The 6,035-nt window shown below is 54.9% G+C and carries 7 protein-coding genes and 1 pseudogene; 6 read left to right on the plus strand and 2 right to left on the minus strand.

Annotated elements, in window-relative coordinates; all coding sequences use genetic code 11:
* From ENI00_RS07885 to ENI00_RS07910, 6 genes and pseudogenes are all read left to right on the plus strand, one after another.
* Positions 1-181, plus strand: a pseudogene (locus ENI00_RS07885) (signal recognition particle-docking protein FtsY); the annotation flags it as partial.
* Positions 182-232: 51 nt separating this feature from the next.
* Positions 233-922: a cell division ATP-binding protein FtsE gene (gene ftsE, locus ENI00_RS07890; RefSeq protein ID WP_304101101.1), complete on the plus strand. Its 690-nt coding sequence runs from the start codon at positions 233-235 to the stop codon at positions 920-922.
* Positions 912-1,925: a permease-like cell division protein FtsX gene (ftsX, locus tag ENI00_RS07895; protein WP_304101103.1), complete on the plus strand. Its 1,014-nt coding sequence runs from the start codon at positions 912-914 to the stop codon at positions 1,923-1,925. Before ftsE ends, ftsX begins: the two co-directional genes overlap by 11 nt.
* Before the next feature lie 91 nt (positions 1,926-2,016).
* Positions 2,017-2,877 carry an RNA polymerase sigma factor RpoH gene (rpoH, locus tag ENI00_RS07900; protein ID WP_304101105.1) on the plus strand — a complete coding sequence of 287 codons (861 nt, stop codon included), beginning with the start codon at positions 2,017-2,019 and terminating at the stop codon, positions 2,875-2,877.
* 218 nt (positions 2,878-3,095) lie between these two features.
* Positions 3,096-3,776, plus strand: a complete 681-nt coding sequence (locus ENI00_RS07905; protein ID WP_072795677.1) for a response regulator transcription factor — start codon at positions 3,096-3,098, stop codon at positions 3,774-3,776.
* Positions 3,763-5,244: a HAMP domain-containing sensor histidine kinase gene (locus ENI00_RS07910; protein WP_304101108.1), complete on the plus strand. Its 1,482-nt coding sequence runs from the start codon at positions 3,763-3,765 to the stop codon at positions 5,242-5,244. The genes ENI00_RS07905 and ENI00_RS07910 overlap by 14 nt, the downstream gene beginning before the upstream one ends.
* 1 nt (position 5,245) lies before the next feature.
* Here ENI00_RS07910 and ENI00_RS07915 read toward each other — a convergent pair whose 3' ends face one another.
* Both ENI00_RS07915 and ENI00_RS07920 read right to left on the minus strand, forming a co-directional pair.
* A complete protein-coding gene (locus ENI00_RS07915) occupies positions 5,246-5,527 on the minus strand; it encodes a hypothetical protein (RefSeq protein ID WP_304101110.1) in 282 nt (93 codons plus the stop codon).
* A gap of 296 nt (positions 5,528-5,823) precedes the next feature.
* A partial coding sequence (locus tag ENI00_RS07920) for a GreA/GreB family elongation factor (protein WP_304101112.1) occupies positions 5,824-6,035 on the minus strand: 212 nt, incomplete at its 5' end.

Here is a 6,035-nt window from a genome sequence, read left to right on the forward strand (position 1 = left end):
GGTTGTTGGCGTAAGCGGCATTACCTTAACGAAACTGGACGGCACAGCCAAAGGCGGTATTGTGTTCGCCATCGCCCGTCAGTTGCAGCTTCCTATTCGTTATATCGGCGTGGGCGAGCAGGTTGATGATCTGCGCACCTTCGATGCTGAAACGTTCGTGAACGCATTGTTTGCTGAATAAGTTGTTGAATAGTTTGCTGAATAATCCGATTACGTGGAGCAGTAGCCCGTCATGATCGAATTTCGCCAGGTTACCAAACGGTACGACAGCGAGCACACTGCGCTACGCCAGGTGAATTTTCATCTGGATCGCGGTGAGTTGGCGTTTCTGACCGGGCACTCGGGTGCGGGCAAAAGCACCTTGTTGAAACTCGTCATGGTGATGGAGCGACCCAGCGCCGGAGAAGTCGTCGTGGGCGGACAGGTGCTGAATAGCTTGCCGAGGCGACAGATTCCTTATATTCGCAGGCACATAGGCGTGGTATTCCAGAATCACCAACTGCTTTTTGATCGCACCGTATTTGATAACGTTGCGATGCCGTTGGAAGTGATGGGTGCCTCTCCCCGGGACAGTGGCCGGCGGGTGCGGGCAGCGCTGGATAAGGTCGGCCTGCTCAGCAAGGAGAAAATGAATCCGTTACAGCTCTCCGGTGGCGAGCAGCAGCGCGTGGGTATTGCCCGTGCGGTGGTGAACAAACCACCCTTGCTGCTGGCAGATGAGCCCACGGGCAACCTGGATCCCAAACTTTCTGCGGATATCATGAATCTTTTTGCGCAGTTCAGTCAGGTAGGCGTAACCGTGCTGATTGCCAGTCACGATCTTGCCCTGATCAACGAAATGGGCCGGCGCACACTGACTCTGGATCAGGGCAATCTGATTACGGGCGGTACATCGTTGCACGGAGGTGTCGGTGGCCGCTGATCCGTCATCCAAACGCCGCAAGCCGGATCCTGCAAGGGGCGCGAAAGTATCCCGGTCGCCCTGGCGTGAGCAGGCCGAATCCTATTTCACTCATCATCGTAAAGTCGCCCGCGACAGCGCTGGGCGCATGTGGCGAACGCCCGTGGCAAGCCTCATGACCTGGACAGTGATGGGTGTCGCCCTGGCGTTACCGGTGGCGCTCCTGTTGTTGTTAACCAGCCTTCAGGGCGTCAGCGCCGGTTGGGAGAGCAGTGCCCGCGTGACCGCCTACATGAAGCTGAGCGCGAGTCTTGAGCAAACCCGTGCGTTGGCCGATGAAATCGAATCAGATGGCCGAGTGGCAGAGTTGGAGCTGGTTGACCGGGATCGGGCGCTGGCAGAGTTTCGCGCGTCATCGGGCCTTGATGATGCATTGGACTATCTGGAAGAGAACCCCTTACCCCATACGCTGTTGATCACCCCGAAAGAGAGTGCCCGGTCCGCAGACGGTGTTGCCGCGCTGGTGACGTTTATCGAAGGAATGGACGGCGTAGAACAGGTGCAGGTGGATCTTGGTTGGCTACAGCGCCTTAACGCCATGACAGACCTGCTTGCACGGGCCGTCTGGGCGCTTGCAATACTGCTGGCTGCGGCCGTCGTGCTGGTGATTGGTAACACCGTAAGGTTGTCGATTGAAAGTCGCCGTGATGAGATTCTGGTGGCCAAGCTGGTCGGTGGCACCGACGGCTTTGTGCGTCGCCCGTTTCTGTACACCGGCGCCTGGTTTGGTCTGGGCGGCGGCGTTGTTGCCTGGGTGCTGTTGCAGCTTTCACTGTGGTGGCTGAGCGGCCCTGTCACGCGTCTCGCGGAGCTGTATCGCAGCGACTTCTCGCTCAGCAGCTTAAGTGTCGACGGTGCGCTTGCATTGATTATTGCAGCGATGCTGCTAGGCTGGCTGGGCGCTTGGGTTGCTGTAAAGCGCCACCTGGACGACATAGAACCGGGTGAAATTGCCGGCGGCTAATGATCCGGATTGCGGTAAGAGCGTATTGAAACAGAGGCTTGTTTCGGGGTAGCTTCTTAATCAGATAAAGTCAGGTTCGGAGGTTTATAGCATGGGTACGAGCTTACAGCTCATTGAGAAATTGGTTCCGGGCGCCAATCTTGAGGCATACATACAGGCCGCTAGCCGCATTCCGGTATTGACCGTGGATGAAGAGCGGGAACTGGCAGAGCGCCTTCACTACGATGAAGACGTTGACGCAGCGCGCCAGATGGTGCTGTCTCACCTGCGCTTCGTTATTCACATTGCCCGCAGCTATTCCGGTTACGGCCTGGCGCAGGCCGATCTGATTCAGGAAGGCAACGTTGGCCTGATGAAGGCCGTTAAGCGTTTCAATCCTGAATACGGTGTCCGGTTGGTGTCTTTTGCTGTGCACTGGATCAAAGCAGAAATTCACGAGTTCATTCTGCGCAATTGGCGCATTGTGAAAGTGGCAACCACCAAGTCGCAACGCAAACTGTTTTTCAACCTGCGCAGCCAGAAGAAAAAGCTGGCCTGGCTCAGCCACGCCGAACTGCACGCAGTAGCGGAAGATTTGGGCGTTGAGCCAAAGGTAGTGCGGGAAATGGAAGGCCGTTTGTCTTCCCATGACACCGCGTTTGATGGACCGATGGACGATGACGACGAAAGCGCTTACAAAGCGCCGGCCTACTATCTGGAAGATCGTCGCAGTGATCCGGCGGTTCAGCTTGAGAACGCAGACTGGACCGAGAACTCCAATGGCCGGTTGATGCAAGCGCTTGGGGCACTCGATGATCGCAGTCAGGATATTCTGCGAGAGCGCTGGTTGTCCGAGAGTAAGGCGACGCTGCACCAGTTGGCAGACAGATACGGTATTTCTGCAGAGCGTATTCGCCAGCTTGAGAAGAATGCCATGAAGAAAATCAAGCTTCAGATGGCTGAGGCGGTCTGATCCAGGCCTGTCACCTGGGTCCAGGCGGGTCACCCGGACGCGCGCCTGACACAGGCTCAAGAAATGCTTAAAACGCCACCACCGTTCAGGTCGGTGGCGTTTTTGTTTGTGATCGACCGTCGCCGTTAGCGACACCCTCTTACAAGATCGTAACTGGCCGGTGGCGTGAGTTATTCGTATTGTATTGGTAATGTAATCCATTATTTGGAGGGGATCTGGTGAAAGCGCTGGTAATCGAAGACGATCAGGACGTAGCAAATTATCTTGTCAAAGGTCTGAAGGAGTCAGACTTCGTAGTGGATCATGCAGCCGATGGCAAAGACGGCATGATGATGGCTGCCAGTGGCGAATACGACATTATGATTGTCGACCGAATGCTTCCGGGCATGGACGGGCTCTCCATCATCAAGACGGTTCGCGCGACGGGAAACCAGGTGCCGGTGCTGATTCTGAGCGCGTTGGGCGATGTTGATGATCGCGTTGAAGGCCTGCGCGGGGGCGGTGATGATTATCTGACCAAACCGTTTTCCTTTACCGAACTTCTCGCCCGGATTGAATCTTTGGTGCGTCGGAATCGCCAATCGGCGGAAACCGAAACCGTTCTGCGGGTGGCTGATCTTGAAATGGATTTGTTGGCACGCACTGTGAAACGCTCAGGCCAGAACATTGACGTTCAGCCCAGAGAGTTCCGGTTGCTGGAGTATCTGATGCGCAACGCGGGCCAGGTGGTTACCCGAACCATGTTGCTGGAAAAAGTCTGGGACTATCATTTTGACCCCCAGACCAACGTGATTGATGTACACATTAGCCGTCTCAGGGCAAAAATCGACAAGGAATTCGAGACACCGCTACTGCAAACCATCCGTGGTGCAGGGTACATGTTACGTGAAACTGCTTAGCCAGCTTAGGACATCGTCCTTCCAGCTTGCCTTGCTGTACATGGTGGTGTTTGCCACCTCGGTATTTTTGCTACTGGCCTTTATTTACTGGCGTACAGCGGGTTTTATGACCGCTCAAACCGACGAAACCATTGAAGCGGAAATCGCCGGGTTAGCGGAGCAATACCGGGGAAGGGGCGTCAATGGCCTGATCACGATTATTCGTGAGCGGGTTGCCCGCGACCCCAACGCCAAAACGATTTATTTGCTGAGCACCGAGGACTTCGTCAAGCTTGCCGGCAATATAGAAACCTGGCCGGAGGGGTCCCGCTCGGAAAGCGGCTGGATCAATTTTACGCTCAGCTCGGCTGTGGGGTGGACCGGCTCGGAGCGCCTTGCCCGTGCTCGTATTTTTGAGGTTCAGGGTGGCCTGAGGTTGCTTGTGGGCCGCGACGTTGACGAACTCACCAGTCTCAAACGGGTTATCGAAACGGCCATCAACTGGGGCATGGGGATCACCCTTGCGCTGGCCTTGCTTGGCGGCTTTCTGATGAGCCGGAGCACCACCCGGCGTATTGAAATTATCAACAACACCTCCCGGCGAATCATGAACGGGCATCTGTCTTTGCGCATACCCACGCGCGGCACAGAGGATGACTTTGATCAGCTCGCAGAAAACCTGAACCAGATGCTGGACCGGATTGTGTATCTGATGGAAGGCATCCGGCATGTGTCTGACAGTATCGCCCATGACCTCCGCACACCCCTGACACGGCTGCGCAATCAGCTTGAAAACACATTAATGTCGGTCGATAACGACGAGGCCCGCGACCAGGCTGGTCGAGCCGTTGCCGAAGCAGATCAATTGCTTGCAACGTTTAACGCCCTGCTGCGCATTGCACGCCTGGAGACCAGGGGCAATTTCGCCGATATGAAACAGGTTGCTCTGGATGAACTGGTATCCGACGCCTGTGAGCTCTACGAAGCGTTGTCTGAAGATAAAGACCAGGTTTTCGAACAATCCCTGGAAGATGGGGTCATCATTGAAGGTGATCGCGATCTGCTCTTCCAGATGATCAGCAACCTGATTGATAACGCCATCAAATACACGCCGGAGCATGGCACGATTGGCGTGGCCGTTCGTAAAGAGGGTGAGGAAGCAGTTTTTGAAGTCAGGGACAGCGGTATCGGTATTCCTGATGATGAGAAGGATCAGGTGTTCCAGCGATTTTACCGGGTTGGCAAAAGCCGCTCTCTGCCCGGCAATGGCCTGGGTCTTAGCCTGGTAAATGCCGTTGCAGAGATTCATAAAGGCCAGATTGTGCTCAGCGATACCTATCCCGAAGAGGAGCCACCGGGACTTACCGTTGCTGTGCGCATGCCGGCCTTTACCCATCCGCCCAAACGTATCAAGGCGGCTCCCGCAGAGCCTACATCCGATTCAGCCGACGGCGCCCCATATGCGGCATCAGAAATCGGCCGAGCCTGAGTCAGTGGCTAGGGCGGAAGCGGTTTACCTGTGACATCAGCGGGCCTATCATAGCGTCGGCACGGGTCTCAATCTGCCGGGTGACGCGTTCAAACCGGGAGCGGCTGAGGTTCAAACGAACCTGAATGCTGTCCCACTCACCTTCAAGATGCCTTTGTTCTGCCATCAGGAAAGCGGCAATGTTATGGCGATTAACCTTGCCGGTAATCCCCATCTGGTCAAGCCGGTAGCCCAACGTGTCGACACCTTCAAGGGCCATATTCAGGAGCTTCTGTGTGTTCATTTTGTTATCCCCATAGCCGGAAACGGATATATAGTCTGTTAAATTGAAATTATCGATGTTCCCTAGAGTGTACAACCTAATTTCGTGCCAGGATTGCCCGTTTGACTCTGACGAAAACGTAATTCATCGGCAACAGCGCGGTAATACCAAGTGTGGAGAATAGGCACTGTACACAGAAGCAAGCCTCAATAGCCGCTTGTTTCTACCTCCAGTACAGCGCTAGCCTTACCCCGTTTTTACGGGGTTTTTTTATGGCCGGTGATTAAGGTTGGAGAGGGAATGTTCCGGCAGTTGCGCTATTTGACGTAGTGAATCGAATTGATGTGCCAGAGGATTGTTCCGGCCTCCGTTCTCACTTCGGCGTCGTCGCCTACTTCTTTTTTCAACAGGGCTCGAGCCATCGGAGAGTCAATGGAAATATAATCGGTGCGATTGAAAATCTCATCGTAGCCCACGATTCGGAATGTCAGCGTTTTCCCGTCATCGTTTTCGACTTCTACCCAGGCAC

It is taken from the genome of Marinobacter antarcticus (assembly GCF_011049865.1).
GTDB lineage: Bacteria > Pseudomonadota > Gammaproteobacteria > Pseudomonadales > Oleiphilaceae > Marinobacter > Marinobacter antarcticus_A.

Excerpts from the sequence above, each read along its gene's own strand:
- ftsE (WP_304101101.1), top strand. The coding sequence starts at position 233 with ATGATCGAATTTCGCCAGGTTACCAAACGGTACGACAGCGAGCACACT.
- ENI00_RS07915 (WP_304101110.1), bottom strand. The coding sequence starts at position 5,527 with ATGAACACACAGAAGCTCCTGAATATGGCCCTTGAAGGTGTCGACACG.
- rpoH (WP_304101105.1), top strand. The coding sequence starts at position 2,017 with ATGGGTACGAGCTTACAGCTCATTGAGAAATTGGTTCCGGGCGCCAAT.